The sequence below is a fragment of the Flavobacterium sp. genome (assembly GCF_035760125.1).
GTDB lineage: Bacteria > Bacteroidota > Bacteroidia > Flavobacteriales > Flavobacteriaceae > Flavobacterium.
Window position 1 is genome coordinate 1 of record NZ_DASTTN010000261.1, and the last position, 3087, is coordinate 3087.

Consider the following 3087-nt stretch of genomic DNA (forward strand, 5'->3'; position numbering starts at 1 on the left):
GTCGTAAACTCCAGGGCCTATTTCGTTAGGGTATTTAAAATCGGCAAAAACATCCAGTAATTCCATTTGCGAACGTGAACATTCTATGGTAATCACATCGGCATCCATATCGGCAATGTTTTGGATAATGTCATTGAATTCACTGTAGCACATGTGGGTGTGAATTTGGGTGTCGTCTTTTACGCCACTGGCCGAAATTCTAAAGGCTTTTATTGCCCAGTCCAGATAAGTATCCCATTCTTCTTTGCGCAATGGTAATCCTTCTCGAATTGCAGGTTCGTCAATTTGAATGATTTTGATTCCTGCTTTTTCTAAATCGACTACTTCATCACGTATGGCCAAAGCAATTTGTGTGCAGGTTTCAGAACGTGGTTGATCGTTACGCACAAATGACCATTGCAAAATAGTTACAGGACCGGTTAGCATTCCTTTTACCCATTTTGGTGTAAGCGATTGAGCAAATTGTGCCCATTTTACTGTCATAGGATTTGGACGGGAAACGTCACCGTAAATCACGGGTGGTTTCACACAACGGCTACCATAACTTTGTACCCAACCATTTTTGGTAAAGGTAAATCCGTCTAACTGCTCGCCAAAGTATTCCACCATATCATTGCGCTCGAATTCTCCGTGAACTAAAACATCAATACCGGTTTCTTCCTGAAAACGAATCGTTTCTTCGGTTTCTTTTTGAAGTAAATCATTGTATTGTTCTTGGTTTAATTCTCCTTTTTTGAATTTGGCTCTCCAGCTTCTTACTTCGGTTGTTTGCGGAAAAGAACCAATTGTTGTGGTTGGGAACAAAGGGAGATTCAACACGTCTATTTGTTTTTTTCTTCGAATGGCAAATGTGCTTTCTCTTTTTGAATCCTTTGTTGTGATTGAATTTACACGGCTTTTTACGGCAGGGTTGTGTATTAGTTTGGATGTTTTTCGGTTTTCATTGGCAACGGTGTTTTCAATGAATCGCAATGAACTTTCAGCTTCTTGTTCATTCGAAGCAAAAGATTTTAAAAGTGTCACCTCTTCGATTTTTTGTTTGGCGAATGCCAACCATTGTTTGATTTCGGGAGTCAAGGTGTCGTCATTGGTTTCTAGATCCAAATCGCAAGGGCTGTGGATAAGCGAGCAAGATGGAGCAATCATAATTCTGTCGTTGCCTAGGGCATCTGTTGCCTTTTTGATAGTAGCTAATGATTTTTTGAAATCATTTTTCCAAATGTTTCTTCCGTCAACAACTCCAAGGGAAAGTGTAGTGTCTTTGGAGAAGAGTTTAGACTCTAAAATATCATCCAACTGAGACGAACAACGCACCAAATCCAAATGTAAAGTGTGTACCGGTAAAGCCAAAACAGTTTCCAGATTTTCTCCGTAACAGTCGAAATAATTGGTTAGAACTATTTTTAGCGAAGGGAAATTTTTGTTGATTTCATTATAAACACGAGTGATGGCATTACGTTCTTTATCGGTTAAATTCAATGCCAGAAATGGCTCATCTAGTTGAATCCATTCAGCTCCTTCGGTTTGTAATGCGTTCAGGATATCAAAATACACAGGAAGTAATTTATCGATAAGATCAATTCTGTGAAAACCGTCTTCTTTTTCTTTCCCGAGCAATAAATAAGAAACAGGTCCAATAAGTACAGGCTTTGTTGCAATTCCTAGTTTTTTGGCCTCAATGAATTCTGCAATTATTTTGGTCGAAAACAATTCGAATTTTTGATTTTTTGTAAACTCAGGAACAATATAATGATAGTTTGTATCAAACCATTTGGTCATTTCCATTGCTACAACATCTTGTCCTGCTTTTTGAGCACCTCTCGCCATGGCAAAATACAAATCAAGAGAATTGTTTGTTTTGGCAAATTCTTGGTAACGTTCTGGAATCGCACCCAGCATCAGCGTCAAATCCAATACTTGGTCATAAAGGGAAAAGTCATTGGAAGGAATTAAATCAATCCCTCTGCCCGCTTGCAATTGCCAATTTTGCTTTCTGATTGTTGCAGCTGTGGTCAATAAATCTTCAGCCGAAATTTTGTTGGCCCAATACAGCTCATTCACTTTTTTTAATTCTCTGTTGCTGCCAATTCGTGGGTAACCTAAATTGTTTGTTTTCATTTTCTTTCAGTATTTATTACTGAGCAAAATTATATAGTTTGGTAATTAATATTAAATTAGTTGTATATTTCAGTAAAATAATGTGTATTGTTTTAGTTTTGTAGTAATTTGTGCTAAATTAAATTTTGTAATTGAATTCTAACAGTAATAAAAACCATGGAAAATATTGATAATGTTGATTTACAAATCTTAAAACAGCTACAGGAAAACTCCAATATCAACATAAAAGAGCTGGCCAGCCAACTATTCTTAACCGTAACTCCCGTTTACGAGCGCATCAAGCGACTGGAGCGCGATGGATATATAATGAAGTATGTAGCTTTGTTGGACAAGAAAAAAATGAATCTTGGGATGACCGTTTTTTGCAATGTTCGGCTCAAGGAACACGCCAAAAACGTGGGGAGCAATTTTGTGAAAGACATAGTCGCACTTCCAGAAATTATAGAATGCTATAACATTGCGGGTGATTATGATTTTATGTTGAAAATCCTGGTCGAAGATATGTCCAGTTATCAGGATTTTGTAATGAACAAACTCTCGACTATTGAGAATATTGGGAATACCCAGAGTGTTTTTGTTATGGGGGAAATAAAACACAGCACGGCATTGGCGATTTGATGAAATAGTGATAATCTGGACGTGCCTCCGTTGAGAAAAGGGGCTTACTTATGACACCGCTTATACAGCCCCTTTCCTCAACGACGTCGGGCTATCCGCACTACTTTGGTAGCTAGCTTCTATCCCTCACGCAAACAACTGTTGTAATATAAAGAAAACCTGTCGTTTTTAAAGGCATTTACACTTATTACAAAACCACTTTTGTTTTTAAAATCTATCTATTTCTCTATCTTTGAAAACAAATCCGAAAAACATATTATGAACTGGGAACAATTATTATCACTAAAACGACAAGGAGACACAGGTAAAAGATTAAGAATCGAGCAAGACGAAACCCGTTTGGGTTTTGAA

At 37.4% G+C, this 3087-nt stretch carries 2 protein-coding genes; one reads left to right on the forward strand and one right to left on the reverse strand.

Translation table 11 applies throughout. From position 1 onward, the window contains the following. On the reverse strand, positions 1–2118 hold a 2118-nt coding region (gene metE / locus VFS71_RS09500), incomplete at its 3' end, for a 5-methyltetrahydropteroyltriglutamate--homocysteine S-methyltransferase (RefSeq protein WP_326400932.1). Positions 2119–2274: 156 nt separating this feature from the next. On the opposite strand from metE, the gene VFS71_RS09505 reads away from it, so the two are divergent. Further along, positions 2275–2736, forward strand: coding sequence for an Lrp/AsnC family transcriptional regulator (locus tag VFS71_RS09505; protein ID WP_326400934.1), 462 nt, complete (start codon positions 2275–2277; stop codon positions 2734–2736). The last annotated feature ends 351 nt before the right edge of the window (positions 2737–3087 follow it).